General features: G+C 35.7%; 9 protein-coding genes. All 9 read right to left on the bottom strand.

What is annotated here, in order from left to right; translation table 11 throughout:
* Positions 1-15 precede the first annotated feature (15 nt).
* The 9 genes from MK119_RS05230 to MK119_RS05190 all read right to left on the bottom strand — a co-directional run bounded on the left by MK119_RS05230 (position 16) and on the right by MK119_RS05190 (position 16,493).
* Positions 16-1,743 (bottom strand): contractile injection system tape measure protein, encoded by a 1,728-nt coding sequence (locus tag MK119_RS05230; RefSeq protein ID WP_290671556.1) that lies wholly within the window; start codon positions 1,741-1,743, stop codon positions 16-18.
* Positions 1,718-6,949 (bottom strand): hypothetical protein, encoded by a 5,232-nt coding sequence (locus tag MK119_RS05225; protein ID WP_290671554.1) that lies wholly within the window; start codon positions 6,947-6,949, stop codon positions 1,718-1,720. Before MK119_RS05225 ends, MK119_RS05230 begins: the two co-directional genes overlap by 26 nt.
* A gap of 103 nt (positions 6,950-7,052) precedes the next feature.
* Positions 7,053-9,914: a hypothetical protein gene (locus MK119_RS05220; protein WP_290671552.1), complete on the bottom strand. Its 2,862-nt coding sequence runs from the start codon at positions 9,912-9,914 to the stop codon at positions 7,053-7,055.
* Complete coding sequence (locus MK119_RS05215; protein ID WP_290671550.1) at positions 9,908-13,114, bottom strand: hypothetical protein; 3,207 nt, start codon at positions 13,112-13,114, stop codon at positions 9,908-9,910. Before MK119_RS05215 ends, MK119_RS05220 begins: the two co-directional genes overlap by 7 nt.
* 2 nt (positions 13,115-13,116) lie before the next feature.
* A complete protein-coding gene (locus tag MK119_RS05210; RefSeq protein ID WP_290671548.1) occupies positions 13,117-13,530 on the bottom strand; it encodes a GPW/gp25 family protein in 414 nt (137 codons plus the stop codon).
* A gap of 4 nt (positions 13,531-13,534) precedes the next feature.
* On the bottom strand, positions 13,535-13,825 hold the full coding sequence (locus tag MK119_RS05205) for a PAAR domain-containing protein (protein WP_290671547.1): 291 nt from the start codon (positions 13,823-13,825) through the stop codon (positions 13,535-13,537).
* 12 nt (positions 13,826-13,837) lie between these two features.
* Positions 13,838-15,583, bottom strand: coding sequence for a type VI secretion system tip protein VgrG (vgrG, locus tag MK119_RS05200; RefSeq protein WP_290671545.1), 1,746 nt, complete (start codon positions 15,581-15,583; stop codon positions 13,838-13,840).
* Positions 15,580-16,335: a LysM peptidoglycan-binding domain-containing protein gene (locus MK119_RS05195; protein ID WP_290671543.1), complete on the bottom strand. Its 756-nt coding sequence runs from the start codon at positions 16,333-16,335 to the stop codon at positions 15,580-15,582. The genes vgrG and MK119_RS05195 overlap by 4 nt, the downstream gene beginning before the upstream one ends.
* 2 nt (positions 16,336-16,337) lie before the next feature.
* On the bottom strand, positions 16,338-16,493 hold the full coding sequence (locus tag MK119_RS05190) for a hypothetical protein (RefSeq protein ID WP_290671542.1): 156 nt from the start codon (positions 16,491-16,493) through the stop codon (positions 16,338-16,340).
* Positions 16,494-16,495: the final 2 nt, after the last annotated feature.

Genomic DNA, 16,495 nt, shown 5'->3' with positions numbered 1-16,495 from the left:
TTTTCTATAGTTATTTTACCATTCTACATGCATCATAGTATCCATCCATTTTGAGCGAAGTAAACTGATGTTCCAAGGAACTTTTTCTAGTAATATGTCTTGTGCTGCTCTTTCTACTTTTAGTTTGATGTTTTTGTCCGTCATGGTAAGTTCTCCTTCTCTTTTTAGGAACATATCTCGCAATGTATTGATGGTACTTTTTTTGAGTACAACCCAATGTTCTAGTACAGCTAGCAGTAATTCTTCGCAAAGGTTTTTGTCTTTTTCGGTAAGTGGCGTTTGATAGTTGACCACAGTTTCTAGCGGAATTCCTAAGAGTATTTTTTCAAGTGTTAGTTCAACGTCTGTGACCTCTTCTGTTTCAGTTGCTATGTAGTGTAGTAGCATGCATGCTTTTCCAATGTCATCAATTTGCTTGTCTTCTGTAAGCAATTCAATACCGTTAAAAAATCTAAACAAAAAAGGATGTACCAGAATGAGCCCGGCTTTTTCAGTGGTTAGATCCATATCTTTTATTATTGATTCTCTAGACATTACTGTTTCATCAATATTTTTTGCTTGCAGTTTGCTGTTTGCTTCCGCGAGATTAGATTCGGTTCCTATCTTTCCTTGGCTTTCTACTGAATGTTCATTCTTTACAACTCTAATTGACGTATTTTTAGTAGGATGATTTTCTGTTTCTTTGAGTTTACTTTTTGTTGTTTGAAACTCTTCCGACTTTAATTCTGATGTCGATGTATTTTCTTTTTCTTTGTTTTTAGTTTCCGTATTTTTAGAGCTATTTGTTATTTCTTTGGTGTCTTTATTTTTAATAGATTGTTTATTGTTTTCTTGCGATTGTATCCTATTATTATTGACAACTGTTGCTATTTTTGAAGCAAGTATTGTAATGCTTTCATTTTGTTCATATTGTGCCATTGCTTGCAGAACCAATATCGCAAGTTGTGCTTCATTAACCTTTATAAACTGTTTGTTTTCTGTCTGCGCTTTTGGTTTCAGCAACTGAATGAATGTTTTGGAAAATTGCGATAATGAACTGCTAAAACCCAAGGTTTTAAACCAAATATCAGCTTCTTCCGTTTTGTATGTCAGTTTAAATTGCTTGCAAAGTATCTTTAAGAACTGCTGAAAGAATGTTGCTTCTAGCTTTACGAATTGCGATGTGATTTCCTGTCTACTTGTGATAAGTTTTGAGAATTTCTCATAATCATTCCGCAATAATGACAACATGCGCTCTATAGCTTCCGTTTTTGCTATAAATAGTGCTGTTAACTTGTTTTTTTCCGCAGAAGTGAATTCCGCAATAGCGCTTAACCATTCTTTAAATGCTTTTACTGATATGTGCCCTGGTAAGATTCCTTCTTCCAAATATTTCATCAAAGCATCAAATGGCGGAGCTTCTTTTGTAATCGTTGCTACTATATTTCCATCTGTACTACTACCATCAGATTGAATACTGTGCAATTGTTGTCTGATTTGCTGAATGATTTCTTTTTGCAAGATTCCCAAATCAAGATTACCCACCTCAACATTTATATCAATTTCATCAATCACACATCTCTTATTCGGATGTTTTTTGTCCCAATCATCACACATACGTTCTACTCGCGGTAATAAACGTTCTTGAAAAAAATCAACATAGTATTGTTCCCAAGAGACCAACGAATTGTCGTAGTTTACATCTACTTCAAACGCTATGTTGTGAATCGTATGCATGCTATCTAACACTTCCTCCTTTGACAAACGTGTTATTTATCGTGTTTTTAAATGTGTCATTTTTGGTTGAGAAACTATCTAGGTATACTTGTGTAATTTTTGAACGAGAACCTTCACCATAATCTGTATCTCTACTATTAGAAGTAGTAATCAATTCATTATAAATACCTCTTAGCTCTGCATTTTCTTCATCTACGCATCGTAATAATTCAAGTGACATAATTTCAAGAAGTTCATCTAATTCTAAAATGGATGTTTTATCACTTCTAAAACTTGTATTTCTTAAATATTTATTATTCAACTCATCACGCAAGCCATTGATTTGACTGATTGCGCCAATACTGTCATTATTAATATCCGTAGAAGTTTCCATTTGCTTAACCACATTCTTCATTGGAGTAATGACATTTCCTGTTATGTCATTGCTAAATGATTCTGAAAAGAATTTTGTTTCTAATCCTTGTAAATCTGTATTAACCCCTAAATCTAATAATCTATCTGTATATGATGTATCGCAATTCAATCGTGCCATTGTAGTAGGGTTTCCAATTGGATCTCCTATTGGGTCACCTGTAGGATCACCATTATCTCGCATGTCTGTAATTGTTATTAATGCTGATGATGAGCAATCTAAACCATTTACAAATATGGTAATATTGACACGTCGATTGACAGAATTATTATCTGCTGGTATTTTAAATGCTCCTGGTTCTGACTCTTCTATAAGTTGTCCTGTAGCTGCATCAGTCACATTGTAACTAAAGTAATCTTTATCATCAAAGCTATGACTTAATCTGAAAATGTAACTTCCATCTTGCCATTGCGAAGCCGGACGATTGTGCAAAATGCTATCATCAGCTGGCAATTTGTATACTCTTGTTGTATCTACTCTTGTAGTTCCAATCAAAAACTCAATAAGGTTCCCAGAAAGTGTATTAGAAATTGCAGAAGCTCTTAATGTATACGAAGCTGCATTTGCTCTGAGTATGCTTGTACCTACTTGCGGTGATGTGATTGTAAAGTCGTTAGGAGAAACTGGAATCGTTATATTCAATGCCGTCGTTCCTTCTTTCCAGCAATATCTATCAGATAAGCCTAAATCTATTGGTAAGTCTGGAGTTGGCGCATCTTCTCTAATTGGTACATCAACAGAAGGTGTTTCACAAGGATCTGCATCCATTAAGTTATCTTGGACACAAACAATCACTGTATAATTCATATCTACATTGTCTCCTCCTGCAGCAATTACATGATCCGTAGTTGTTGTAATTGGATTGCCATTTTCATCAAACCATTTTGTTTCTATGTACCCTTGAGGATTGTTTACTCCTGGTACAGAATAGTTTACAGTAAGATCTACGATTAAATCGTTTCCATCCCAACGTTTAAAGACATAGTCAGCATCTACATTTTCTACTGTAGGAATTTTGTATACTGTTGTAGTTGCAGTTGGTGAACCATTTACAAAAATTTCTATAGTTTGTCCTACATCCGAGTTTGATACTAAGCCAGATTCTAGCGTAATAACATCAGATATATTTTGAATGATATTGTTATCTAGTGAAGTCGTTACAATATCTCCAGAACTTACACTTAATTCTACTGACTGTCCAAAGCATATACCTATTGGCACTTCCAAGGTTGGTCTGTTTAGCGTGAAACCGACATCAAAACTTTCTACACATGAATCTTCTAATCCGATAACGCTCATAAAAACTCTGTAGTTTACAATTACCGAATCTTCACCACTGTTTTCTATTCTAAAGTTTGAGAGGTTTCTGGTTGTTCCTATGACAATGTTATCATTATTTAGATCGATCCAACGATATTCGATATAATCTTCTGATTGAAATATATGTACAGCATTGATATCTACATTGACACCCGTTTCGTCCCATCCAATAATTTCATGTGATGGTGTGTTTGTATTTATAGCAAACGGTAGCTTCGCTACACGTGTAGATACTCCTGAAACTGGTCTTCCATCAATTTCAAAAGTAATAGCATCGCCTGCTAAATCGTTTGGTACTTTAGCTGGATCTATAAAATAGTTTCCATCATTGTCTTGTTCTATAAAGTTTACTCCATCAACGGGTACTTGTGGCGATGTTAATGCTGCATCATCTGGAGTTATGATTATTGATGTCCACACAGGTGTTGTCTCAATCAATCTATGACAGATAATTGGTGGAACAGTAACACTGTCTTCTACAGGTCTTGAAAAATCAATTACTAGATCGGTCGTTACTGTACATGGTACAGGATTTCCTGTAACACCAATGGTTACTGTAATTGTTTCTTGGAATGCTTCTCCCGGATTTGCAAAGAATGCTGCAAGGATTTCTTTTGTCGTTCCTATTTCAGAACCATCTGCACGATTCCAAACATACGAGTAATAAGTTTGCATATCTAAGTCATGACTTAGCAATAAATCTAAGTTGATTCCTGCTTCATCCCACGATAAAAACTCTACTGAAGGAGTTATATCTGTAGGCAATCTGAACACACAAAGTTCTAGCGGTACAAGCGGTGTTGTTCCATTTACTAAGAATGTTAATGGTTCTCCTAACAATTCATCTGGAACTGCATTAGGGTCAAATGCAAACCCTGAATCCGTTGCTACGATGAATGCATCGCCTTGTGGTGATGTCACTACTCCATCTACTGGACTAATTATAAAGTCTACTTGTCCATCATCTGACGGTAAACAATATTTTGTTTTTGAGATTGTGAGAGTAATGTCTGGTTCTGCATTGTATACAACTGTTTCTGGCGGACAATCCGAACAACACATGTATGGTAAGGCAAAGTCAAACTGTACAATTCCGTTGAATTGACTTAGTTTGGTATCATCTTCTAATAATTCTTCTGTTCCTCCGAGATATACCATTAGGAATGTTCCTCCTTTTGGTACACCAGCCATGTGTTCTATTCCGGGATGTTTTTCTACTAATTTTGATAGAATGAGTTCTCTGTATAAATTATCTCTGATTTCGTCAATTTGTTCTTTTAACCATGCTAATTTTTCTTTTAGACAACAGATTTTAGATAATTCATAAATAAAGAATTCGTACATTTTATCGTGTGTCTTTGTTCCATATGTAGCATCGTCTGATGCTTCCGATATTGCAAATAGAACTTGATCTACATGTGTACATAATGCTTCGATAGCATTGTTGAGTGCGGTCCACTTTTCTGTTACATATACTTCATCTAAGGATTGTAAGAAGTTATTTTTGATGTCTGCCAATCCCGCAATTATTTTGATTGGCGCCTCTGTATAGAAGAAATAATCACTTGTTCTGTCTACCGTACCTTGTGCTTGATCTATGATTCCTAAAGCAATAGTTGCCAAATATAATCCTGCTACATTTTGTGTTCCTACATACGAATACGCTTCATCTATAGCATATTGAAGTGATTGACTGTAACGTGCTGACGTTGATCTTTGTCCTGCTTCTAATACTTCAGCATTTGTATTAATGGTTTTTCCTGCTATTTTTTCAGGATTTTCAGATTTTCCCGTAGTTTGTCTTCTTCCTAATAATTGCAATACTTGTTGCTGATTTTGAGTAGCCAATGCGTATACATCAGTGCTGGTGTCATTGTTTCCTAAATCATCAAATTGATATTTTGAGAAGAATTCTGTAGCACTTTCTGCTATACAGCAAAATTCTTGCTCCCAAGTTTGTAATAAGATGGAATAGTCTTTTGTGTTGCAGGTATCATCTTCTAGTGACACTTTGTTTACCGGAAATCCAATACTTACTGTTTTTACATCAAAAGCTAGATTGTATTTTGCTTTTAGACTATTGATTTTACGTAACGCTGAACGGAAATCTTTGCCAATATGTCCTTCTATACGATAGAAATCTTTGTCTAAATGACTGTATTCTAAAGGTTTTTGAACACATGGAATGTTTTGTAGGTTTGCAACGTGATATCCTAAATGCTTTTTTAGTTTTCGCAACTGAATTGCCGATGGATTCCAATTGGATATGAGTGAATTTTTTGTTTCATAATAGTACGGAATGGAACGTTCACTCAGTTTGAATTCGTAGCTCTTTGATGGCGTTACTTTGATGGCTGCCGAAGATGTATTTGGTATTTTATATTCTTTTAGTTGGTTGAAAAATTTGATACACAATGCTCTAATTGCCATTAGATTTTCATCATTTTCCGAAACCGTCGGTGATGGATAAAATTCATGACGTGTTTGCAAACGTGTTGCTTCTTCCAAAGTTCCTAAGAGTAAGTGCTTTGGAAAGGCATTTATATTTGCTACACATTCAAAACGTGTGAAGAGTATTAAGTCTCTTATTTCACCATAGGTATCAATTAAATCTTTTAGTAAATCGTATTTATACTGAATAAAAGGTTCATCTTGAACTACAAAAATATCGTCAAAATATGCTGTGATTTGCGGAATGGTTACTCCAAACCTTGCAAAGTTGATACGATGGCTAAAACGATCAATAATCGTTGTTATTCCATTGTATAAATCTGTTTTTAGAGAAAAACTTGCTGTAAATTGATCGTGAATATCAATTCCTGCAGTCGTATTGTCTTTGGTTAACAATAAACGTGGCATGCACAACTCTGGCAATGTATCATAGTACGATAGTACATCGTGACTGTTGTAAATAGTATCTTCTGCTACGAGTGCATTTTTATTGCTTTTGTGAATTAAGAGAATTTTGAGATTGCTATATATTTTATTTCCAGTTTCATCACAACCAGAACCACCGCATAAACCTTCATCTTCTGAATAATTTTCAACATAAGCCACAACTATGTAGTCTCTGAGTGCGCCTGATTCGTTACTTGTAAAAGAGGAGAGCGGAAGCTCGTCGCTCAGACGTCCCGCCTCCTCTTGTTCGTAAATCTCATATACCTGTAGTCCATCAAATAGTTCGTAAGACGCTCTATCAGTCAGTACCGAATAGTAGTGAAATCTACGTGTTTCTGATTTTATAATGTCTCCATCGGTTGTTACACCGACACCTTGACCAATTTCTATGTATGAGTTTGAGTATGAAACAATATTTAATCCGCAACCAACACCGACACCTATTAAGTACACACGACTTAACCGATCTTGATCTTCGAAGTAATTTACAACTTTATTTAGATTTTTATGTGTTAAAACTTGATCCGGCAAAAATTCTTCATAGATATTGCCGCGTGTGTTTAAGGTGTGTAAGTACGGTTCTTTTTTCTCTATTGTTTTCATCTCTATTTATTTTTTACTGGTTTTGGGTTTTGAGTCTTGGTTTCTTTTGTGAAGCCTAAGATCTAACAGCCAATACCTAATACCTAGTATATAATTTTACTACTTACAGTGAACCCAAGGCGCTTCTGTTAAGTATGATTCTGTTTTTATTTTCGCCATCATCATCATTACAATCATGTAAGGTTCCTGTAGCGTAAATGGTGTTCATTCGGTTCATCGCACAGAGTAATGTTTTGGTTGTTTGGTGCGATGCCATATAGTTTGGTTCTCCTTTTTTGGATTCTAAAAATTGTTTCCACGCTTTTTGAATGTGCTTCATATCATAGGCTTCATCGTCATCTACGATTTTGTATATTTTACTTCTTCGTATCATTCCATCTGATAAATCATTTACATTTATTGGCGTTACTGTATCAATTGGTTCTGAAATAGCTTCATCTACGGTATCCTCAATAATTGGAGATGAAACTTCTCCTAATTCGGAGATTTCTCCGTCTATTGGACCTGTAATTACTTCTATTTCCTCTATTCGGGTTAACGCGCCATCAATGTGTCCAACCCAACAAATTCGTGGTAAAATATGCGCTGGTAATTCTCTTCGGATTAAGTCTTCCATGAAAATGCGGAAATCTATATTAGAGAATCGCGGCGTATATCCTGGAAATATGATAGTTACCTGATATGAGAATGGATCTATTTTTTTACAAGCATTACATCCATCTAAACATAAAGGCAAACAATCGTTTAAATCATCAATTTTTTTAGTATGATATGGTAATGTCAATATGTTTTCTATCATGTAGAAACCTTCATCAAATAATAAGTTGCTTATATATGCAATGGCTTCGAGTCTCTTTTCTTCAGCAGCTTCTTGGGTAGCGTAGTAATGGTTATATTGTCTTCCAATTACTTCTCCTTCTTCATCTAGCAAAGCAATGTAATAGCGTTGTGATCTTGTTTCTGTTTGGCGTAATACGTAATTGTCTTGATTGGTTGCTAGTTTTAAAACTTCCAATAATTCATTGATTGCCTGTTGTTTGGTAACAAAGTCTTTTTGCGATGATAGAAATACTTTACTATCGCTTTTGATTAACCAACGGTATTCAAAGTGAATTCCATCTCGTTCTGTATTACGTTGTAACGTTTCTATACTGATGTAATCGTTGAATAAATCGCGTCGTGAATAATCGTCTAAACCAGATAATAGTGCAATTCGTTTCTGGAATCCAGACACATTTTCTGTATCCCATTGTTCTTCACTTCTGTAATTGAATGCTAATCCACGTTCCGAACTGATGATATCGTATTCTTTGATGAATCTATTTTTTGTACTGATGATATTTGCTTCAACACTGTCTTTGTCTTTTCCAAAGAGTTTGTACATCGTATTGGTATAATCTTCAAAGACTTCTGCGAAACGTGCAATTAAATGATCTAAGAGTTCGTTTCTACGTTCGTTAAAATCCTCCAACTTGTCAATGATATTCTCTACATTTTGCTTGTATTTTGGATAATTGTCAAGCAAAGTCTCAATTCCATTAATGCCTTCTACAGCTTTGAAAAAGTAGGTTTGTTGCAGGTTTTCATCTGCTGCTAAGAGTGTTTTTACATGTTCCAAATGCGAAAAATACGTACTTAATACTTGATCGAAAAAGAGCAAATATCCTTGTAATTGTTTCGCCTGTACTTTGCGTTCGTCTGGAACTGTATTGGACAAGCCATATTTAGATATTCCGTAGTTTTCTGGTAAATGATGTTGTACCGTATTGTATTTAATTTGACTGTACACACCTAAAGGCATTGGCAAGTCATCAAATGATTTTTCTGTACTTACTTTTTCTGCTGCTTCAAGTTCTGCCGTAAATTCAGCAACCATTTCTTGGTTTAATCCAACTGGTAAGAAGCCTTTTTTATATTTAAATGTACTTTGATCGCAGAGTATTGGTAAATGGTTTTCTTCTACACAGATCAACCAAGGATCGCTTTTTGCCGTAATGTTTTGATTGCATTCTCCATCTTCACCATTTACTTTTGGTAGACAATTGTCTATACTGATGTCTTCAATTAGTTTGACTCCATCAATTTTCATGATGATATTCATGATGTCAGACAAACGTACTTGCTTGCGCAATTCTGATTTTTGTAATGCTTCTGGCGTTAAGAACCCGTTTTCTAAGATTGGTCCTTCAAATATTTCATCTGGCGAAAGTCCACTATCTAACATTTCTGTTAAAGAATTTGCACGTACACTTGGTGATAAGTACTGTCCTAATTCCCAATTTATGGTTGCATGTACTTTTTCTTCATTGGCGCCATTTTCCAATTGGATTTCTGCGCATACACGAATGCATTGTTTAGATATTTTTTTAACTTCAACTAAGTCTTCGCAAAGGTTTCTGTTTTCATGATATTTTGTAAAGATCGTAGCTATGATGTCTTCTTCTACATACTCTTCATCATCATCAAAATCGACTAAAATGGTGTACAGTCCTTTGACGTAGATGGTTTCTGTATTGTATTCAGAACCTACAAATGGTTCAAAGCTGATTCGTGGATTTTCCTCGTTGCAATCTGCATGTATTGGTAATTTGTGAATTGCCAACCAACAGTTTTTTACTCCTTTGATATCGATGAATAATTTTCTATAATCTAAGGCTGTAACTGGTTTGCAGGTAAGAATGTTTTTTGCAGATTTGAATTGCTCGTGCATTCCTTCGAAATTGTCTTCTTCGGAAGCAACCAAGTTTTTAATAGGTTGATCTATTCGTAATCCTAAGTCCGTAATGGCATAGCATAACAATTCCATGATCGTAATTCCTGGATCTGTGATGTTGTAATCTGTCCAGATTTTTCGACTGAGATTTTCAATATATTGCTGTCCTGCATCTCTTAGATGTTGAAAATCTAAGTCGTTCTGATAGCTTACATTGCTCGGTATGGTGATATGTTCGTCTACGTTTAACATTCTACAGTTGTAATAGCGGTAACAGTGTGTGATTCTGGCACGACTGAGGTTAATATACTTTTTTGATCTGTTGGGATGATTTCATCTTTTTCGTCTCCATCGTGCAGCATTTTGAAATCTTTTATATAATCTACATAGTCTAAATTTTCAATGTAAAAGATGACTTCACTTCCGTATAAAGCATTTCCGAATGAGATCGGTTGATTTTTGTCAAATGCCCACGGCGACAAGTATTGTGCTAAGTCTTCTTTTAGTTTTTTCGCATAGAAATTAGCATCCAAACCTTCATAGAATCGTGCGCTTAATAGAATTGTAACAGGTTCATATACTGGCGATACTACTTTGGCCTCTATGTGCAAGGTGTTTAACTTGTTAATGTACGTTTCAATTGCATTGAGTTTAGTTTGACTCAATTTTGGCTTGTATATGTCATATACATTTTGATCAATAATGTTTGGAATGGCAACCAATAATACTTCTCCTGGCGCTTTAAAGCTAGTGTTTGTACTGTGATTAAGACATTTGATTTTGTGTAAATAATTAAATTCTTGAAGTACCAGATGTTCATAATCCCATAGCGTTATAGCTCTGTTTTTATGACGTAATCGTTCGCTAACTCTTCGGTAAAAATCCAAGTCACTTTCTTTTGGTAAACCGTCAAAAGAAGCATACGGTTGCATTACTTTTTTTACAGTAGCCAAACGATCTTGTAGCTTTGAAATGGTTTCTGCTGGCATTCCTTTTTCCAAATGTTGCGTAGTATTATCGTTATTTACAAATTGTACTTCTACTGCTTGCGCATGAATGTTTGTAAATTTTGATACGGTATCATACGGTTTAGAAATCGTAGCACGAATCCATAAATAGTCTTCTGCAAAGAGCGTGTTGTCCCCAAATTGTTTTGGTACTGTAAAGGCTATCAATCCAGCTTTCAAAAAGTTATCGGTTTGGTCTTTGAGTAAATATGCAGGTTTTAAATTATTCCATGTATTGTTGTATAAATATTGCCATGTTACGGTTGCTTTGTCATAGGTTTCTATCGCATCTGGATTTTCAGAACCTTCTTCAATTTGACATAACAGTTGAATGTTTTGATCGGCAATTGCCTCCTCTATTCCAATGTATAATTGTCCTCCATCTTCTGGCAATGCCATTAGTGATAAGTTGGAGCGTTTTACGCGTTTGATTCCGAAAGGTAATTCGTGATATAGTTGTACTTCATTTTTATTGGCTGCAATTGTTTCTACACTGGTCACTTTTACCGAAATATTTTCAGCAAATGGCGTGTATGCGTTATTTGGTAATGCCAATTCATTTAAAGCATGATAAGTGTATATTTTTGAAAACGCATCGTGTAAAAAACTGTTTTGTAAAGACAATTGTACAAAATAATCATCTGATTTTTTAGGTACATACGTTGTATTTGTCGGCAAAAATTTACTGAATGTAACACTTGAAGCACCATTAAACATGGGTTGTCCTAGTCCGTTTGAAGATGTTCTGTCTACAACGTCGGCATCTCTACGTGTGTCCTTGTTATCAGTATGTCTATGACGCATTGCACGTACTTCTTCTTCTGAATGTCTTCGAGATCTTTTGTCTCTTCTTCCAATTAATCTTCTATCATTGCTACGTCTTTGTTCTCTGGCACGACGTTCTTTTAATCTTCTTCTGCGTACAACTTCTTCATCATCGTCATCTTCTTTGGCTACTGCATCTGCAACACTTTCGGTACGTGTTTTTACTGATCCAATATAATTTGCGTCTACTTTAAAACGATTTTCTCCATCAGTTCCAGTCACTAAAGTTGTGCTTGTTTTTGTTCCTGCTTTGATGGCATCATAAATATCTTTGAACGTTTCAGTTGGTTTGAGCTCAATGTACTCTTTTATGTATTGTTGGTAATGTTCTTGGAAGCTATCTGGACGATCTTTCCAACTTAAAGATACTTCCACATTACTAATTCGTTTTCCAATCCATTCATCAGAAGAAATTTTTAAACTAGCGCGTTTTTTTGCTTGAATTCCAAATGGATAAAACGGATTGTCAGTTTTTACTTTTCCTAAATCATTTCTGATAGTTAGGTTTTCAGAATATGATCCTGTTGTAGTAATGGTAATGTTTTGTAAAGTTGCATTTGCTAGTAATAGGTATGTCTCATATGTACTTTCAGAAGTATCTTCTTGTGAAAATAAGACACGAATGATTGGATATGTTGTACTGTATGCTCCTTCGTGAATTTCTGCATCGTAATTAACAATCTTTTCATCATCTTCTGTTAGTTCAATAACGATTGCTACAGCATTATTTAGTGTTTGTGCTTTTGTAACTGCAGCAAATGGAAGTTCAACCCAACCCTTTTCTCCCGTATGTTCTACTTTTATGATTGAACGCAATTCTTTTCCATTTGGTAACGATGTAAAAGCGGCATTTATGGTAATCGTACGAACACCTTCTGATAGTAATAATGATGGTGCACTAAGTGAAAAACCTTTCTTCGCCAAATTGCGATCTCTATCGCCAAATGGCAACCAAGAAGTTCCTCCATCTTCAGCTTCTCCTCCTTCTCCATCGGCAGAATTTGCAATGCTTGATGCATGCCAATTAGATTCGTCTTGATAGGAATATGTATTGCGCAACGTTGCTATTTTAGCTTTGTTAATGACAATTTCATCTTCTAGTTTATAGTGAAGGTTTTTTCCGTTACTATCTTTCCCTGCATCTACTAGTGTTTCGTCACTTAAAAATTGTTCGTTTGCATTTTTTGCTAATTCGAAAATAATATACGCATGATCTGTTTTTTCGTCTTTTTTCTTGAGTTGTAATACTTCTTTATAGTAAAAATCAAGATGACGCTGTGTAATTTGATTGAATCGCTCTTTACTCTTGTTTAATAATTTTAAGAACGCTATGAATAGTGCCAATTGTGGCGTAATGTCTCCCTCTGTGTAGGTTTCAATAACTTCTTTAATTTCTTCAGAAGCATTGTGAAACGGTTCCCAAGTTCCGCTTGGCGTTTGGTAATTTGTTTGATCGTATAATTGTACGTGTTTTGAAAACTCTTCTGCAAAGTTCATCCAATCCTTTACTTCAAACCCCATGAGTTTTACATTCTCAGGATCAAGCAAAGAAAGGTAACGCTCTTGCTGTGTAGTGCCTTCGCGTGACTTTATTAGTGTATTTTCTGTACAATCGCTCATGATTAAATGTCTGTTGCTTCAGTTATATAGTAAGGGAATACAATGTTTCTCCTTGTGTTTGTTGCTCTTATTAGATATTCTATTTTGATTAGAAACTTCCCTTCTAGAAAGTTTTGTGTGTCTAATGCTATTTTGATGACCTCAACTCTTGGTTCGTACAGAATGATGGCTTCTTCAATTCTATTCTTCATAATGGTCATTTGCGTTGCGCTAAGATTTTCAAATATTTGGTCTGTAAGATCGCAACCAAATCTTGGGCGCATTACACGTTCGCCTCTACGCGTGGTTATGATGGTGTGTAAACTTTTTTCAATGTCTTCTATATCAGAAATGATTTTGACTTCTCCCTGATTTTTTAGAAACGTTGGTGGAAAATCCCATCCTTTTCCTAAGTATGCTGCTATTGATGAATCCATAATGTTATCCTCCTATTAATACAGTTGGTTCTCCTAATATTATCGTGCCTCCATGTGCTGTTGAATCACCCATTCTTGCAGCTGGCATTCCTTCTATCAATACTGTTCCTGAGCCTGCCACAATACTATCAGGTGGTCCAGTACATACACACATATCTCCTACTTTTGCGGCTGGCAATCCGCCTATGAGTACGGTTGGTGCTCCTGGTGGCAATATTGGTCCGCCTACGTGTGGAACAGGTCCTGTTGTCATTGGACATATATGCATATCTGTGATTCTTGCTGCTGGTGGCATTGTTTTTTTGTTTTAGTTTATTTGTACGATTCCTCCTTTTATGGTTGTGGTGGCTGAACCTTCTAAAGTTGCCGTAGCTCCTTCTGCTTTAAATTCTGCAGAAGCAGCCATTTCTATATTGATGGCTTCCATGGTTATATTTCCTTGTGCTGCATTGATGATAATGTCTTTTGCAGATTCAATCGTGATTCCGTCAGAATTCATAGTGATACTGTTTCCATTTTCATCCTCTAATGTGATAACACCTTCATCATCGTCTATATTGATTATTTTTTCAGCTGGTGTTTCCAGTTTGATGCTTTTCAATTCATCATTCATGGTAATTTTGAGTTCACTTTTCGTCTTGATTACTTTTTCAAAATTATCATCTGAATATTTCACTGGAGAAACATTCGTATTACTGAATAATGAACCTAAGACTACTGCCTGATTTGGATCGTCATTTAAGAAACCTACTAGGACTTCGTTCCCGATTTCTGGTAAAAAGTGTACACCAAATTCTTCTCCTGCATGCATGGTTAGTACACGTGCCCAAACTCCTTCTTCATCAGGACTTATGATTGGCAGTTTTACTTGGATTCTGTGCTCTTCTTTTGGATCACCTTCTAAGGCTGATACGACTCCTATTTGTAATCCTCCAATGGCTGGTAACATTCCTGAAGCTGGCAATTGACTTACTTCGTAGGTTTCGGCAAACCAGTCTGGATTTAATCCAAATTCTATCGTTGTGAGCCAGTTTCCGTCAGTAATTGTATTGTGAACACCACATACAAATACGTCTCCGTTAAAGCGATCGCTCATTCCTGCAAGTGTGATGACTTTTCCTGGCACGACCAATTCTGTTCCTTGTACTTTTACGGTTCCGCATATTTTAGCGAGTTGCTGATACATACTTTTAGATTCTGCCCAAGACGTTAGTATCTCGTCTGGAATATCTCCTGTATGTGTGAGTGTGACTGTATTTCCTCCAGCCGCTTCTGCAAGTGTTCCTGAATCTAGATTTCCAGCAGTATTTAATCCGTTATTACTCGCTGTTTTGGTAACCAATTCCTGATTGGAATAGTTCCAGGCAGATGCTTCAAACGTATCATACTGATTACGGGCATCTATTTCTGCATCAAAAGAGAAAACATTATCACCAAAAGTTGCCGTGAACACACTTCCACTTAGGGTTGGTGCTTCTATTTTAATTTCTCCGTCTTGTACGAAACATAGCATGTTATTGATTTGTGCTCTACATTGAATAAAATCCCAATCTGTTGCTTGATACTGAACGATTTCATGATGTGTGTATGATGTTGATGTCATAGATCCACTTAATCCATTTTCACTAATTATATCACCAACTACATCACTTTCAGTAGCTTCATAAAAGATTTTATTTTTGCGTGCTTGCGTCATTTTGAACGCTTCGTCTTTGCACTCAATGATCAAATAATTTGTTGAGTTATTTGATTTTATGGCATGTTTGGTAATGATTCCTTTGAAAAGTGTTTTGTCTTCAAAGTCATAACCTCCTTTGATATGAATTTTTTCTCCGGGTGCAAATGACGGTGCATTGCTTGCTTCAAATTCTTGCGTTACGCTATCACCATCTACAATGACTAAAGTTGCTGTTGGGATTCGATTGCACGTACGTTCTACCGTAATGGTTTTTACACCATAGGTTGCACTTACTTCTTCTTCCGCATCTCCAATGAGCACTGTAAATGTGACTAAGTTTTGTTGATCTGTCGATATGTCTCCGACTAAACTCATGCGCTTTGCGTTTTATTTAATGGTGGAAAAAATAATTCAGTTCCCGGTTCTATATTTCTAAAATTGAGCAAGTTATTTACCCTAGCAACTTCCAAATAGTATTTTGGATCGCCGTAAATTCTATAACTCATCAGCGGTAAAGTATCGCCTTCTTGTACACGACGAATGTGTGTTAAATCGGGAGATTGTTTGTTTACTGCTGCTTGACGAAGTTTGTCTGCTGTACTGTCTTTACAGGTTAGTGTTGCTACCGCTCGAATTGGATATCCTTTGGTATTAAATAGTTTGTAATCGATATCTAGTTTGATGAGGAAGCATTTAAGATTTAATGACCCCCAAGCAATTTCTAGTTCATACGGCATGTGCATTTCGCCTTTGTATGTGACTAGTTCTTTGATTTTATCAATTTCTGTAACTACATTTTTTTCACTAGCCTGATCGTCTTGAAATGGATTGAATCCTGCAATGTCTGCTGCGATACTGTTGAGTGTATCTGTAAGATTTAAGTCTACAATTTCAAAGATTCCTGTAGCATCAAATAGTAATTTAAAGGTAAAGTCGCCCGGTTTTACTTTGACGAATTTTGGTTTTTTACCGCTTGAGTTTGCTTCTTGGTCTTGGTTGTATTCTACAGAAAACGACTCTTTGTATCCTTCTGGATTGATCGTAACTTTGATTGGCTCGCCTTGTCTATTTCCCTTATCGTCGAGCTTGTATATGAGCATTTTTTCTAATTCTCCAAGTATAGACATGATTAGCGTTCTTTTTTGTTAGTGATCATTTTTGAAACGGCTGTCATGATTTCGTGAGACGTCCAGTTGGAACGTTCTTCTTTAACCAATGACATTTCTTCCTCTTTTTGAGCGTTGACATTTACTTTGATACGCAAGTTTTTTATTTCGATTCCCATTA

Source organism: Kordia sp., from assembly GCF_022447245.1.
Classification (GTDB): Bacteria; Bacteroidota; Bacteroidia; order Flavobacteriales; family Flavobacteriaceae; genus Kordia.
The sequence above is the reverse complement of the archived record's forward strand: the minus strand, read 5'-3'. Positions and strand labels throughout refer to the sequence as shown.

Excerpts from the sequence above, each read along its gene's own strand:
- MK119_RS05225 (WP_290671554.1), bottom strand. The coding sequence starts at position 6,949 with ATGAAAACAATAGAGAAAAAAGAACCGTACTTACACACCTTAAACACA.
- MK119_RS05220 (WP_290671552.1), bottom strand. The coding sequence starts at position 9,914 with ATGTTAAACGTAGACGAACATATCACCATACCGAGCAATGTAAGCTAT.
- MK119_RS05215 (WP_290671550.1), bottom strand. The coding sequence starts at position 13,114 with ATGAGCGATTGTACAGAAAATACACTAATAAAGTCACGCGAAGGCACT.
- MK119_RS05210 (WP_290671548.1), bottom strand. The coding sequence starts at position 13,530 with ATGGATTCATCAATAGCAGCATACTTAGGAAAAGGATGGGATTTTCCA.
- MK119_RS05205 (WP_290671547.1), bottom strand. The coding sequence starts at position 13,825 with ATGCCACCAGCAGCAAGAATCACAGATATGCATATATGTCCAATGACA.
- vgrG (WP_290671545.1), bottom strand. The coding sequence starts at position 15,583 with ATGAGTTTAGTCGGAGACATATCGACAGATCAACAAAACTTAGTCACA.
- MK119_RS05195 (WP_290671543.1), bottom strand. The coding sequence starts at position 16,335 with ATGTCTATACTTGGAGAATTAGAAAAAATGCTCATATACAAGCTCGAC.
- MK119_RS05190 (WP_290671542.1), bottom strand. The coding sequence starts at position 16,493 with ATGGGAATCGAAATAAAAAACTTGCGTATCAAAGTAAATGTCAACGCT.